General features: G+C 66.9%; 1 protein-coding gene. It reads left to right on the top strand.

Translation table 11 applies throughout. The features are described from left to right. Positions 1 to 1,130 (top strand): beta-ketoacyl synthase N-terminal-like domain-containing protein (locus tag BT115_RS18215; RefSeq protein ID WP_255369478.1); only part of this gene is annotated, 1,130 nt, incomplete at both ends.

The raw sequence follows: 1,130 nt of genomic DNA, 5'->3' as shown, positions 1-1,130 counted from the left end.
CGCGCCGAGGTGTTGCCGGCGGCACTGGCGTTGGCGTCGCGGATGGCGCGGCATCCGCGGCATCGACTGGTCGGGCTCAAGGCGTTGTGGAACGTCGGCCTGGCAAACCGCGTCGACGACGTCATCGCGCGCGAACTGGAAATGCATGCGCGCACGTTTGTCGGCAATGCGGCGACCTCGCGGCGTATCGAAGGACGGTTTGGTCAGGCCGGAAGCGACAAGGTGCAGGCCACCGGCACGCCGATGCAGCGACCCTCGCCGCAGTCCGTCAAGGACACCCTGCGGCGCCTGCTTGCCACCGAATTGCAGCTCGACGCCGATCGCATCGCTGACGATGCACCTTTCATCGATCTTGGCCTCGACTCCATCAGTGGCGTGAACTGGGTGCGCCGGATCAACGAGGCTTACGGGCTGGCTGTCGAAGCCACTCGCGTCTACAGCCATCCCACCATCGATCAGCTGGCCGCTCACGTCAGCGCCAGTCTTCCCGAACCCGTGGCGTTGCAGGCGCCGGTCACGCCCGATACCGTGGAAACCACGCCCGCACCCGTCGTCACGACGCGCCGCCTGCCGGCGCCGCGCCGTCGTCCGCAAGGTGCGCCGGTCGTGCGTCGCACGGCGGAGCCGGAAGCGATCGCGGTCATTGGCATGGCGGGGCGCTTCCCGCAAGCGACCGATCTCGATGCGTTCTGGCGCAACCTGGCGGAAGGGCGCGACTGCATCGACGAAGTGCCGGCCTCGCGCTGGTCGGTGGAGCGCTACTACCGTGCCGGCGCGGCGGAGCCGGGTCATACCAACAGCCGCTGGATGGGCGTGCTGGACGGTCACGATCAGTTCGATCCGCTGTTCTTCAGTATTTCGCCGAAGGAAGCGGAGCACATGGACCCGCAGCAGCGTCTGTTCCTGCAGACCTGCTGGCATGCGTTCGAAGACGCGGCCTATGGTCCGCGCAGTCTTGCGGGCACACGCTGCGGCGTGTTTGTCGGTTGTGCGGGTGGCGACTATCAACACCTGACGTCGGACCAGCGCCTGACTGCGACGGGCTTCACGGGTAACGCGAATTCGATTCTTGCCGGTCGCGTGGCCTACCTGCTCGACCTGCAAGGCCCCTGTCTGTCGATCGACACGGC

The organism is Luteibacter sp. UNCMF366Tsu5.1 (genome assembly GCF_900119235.1).
Lineage (GTDB): Bacteria > Pseudomonadota > Gammaproteobacteria > Xanthomonadales > Rhodanobacteraceae > Luteibacter > Luteibacter flocculans.
This window is presented reverse-complemented; position numbering and strand designations above follow the sequence as displayed.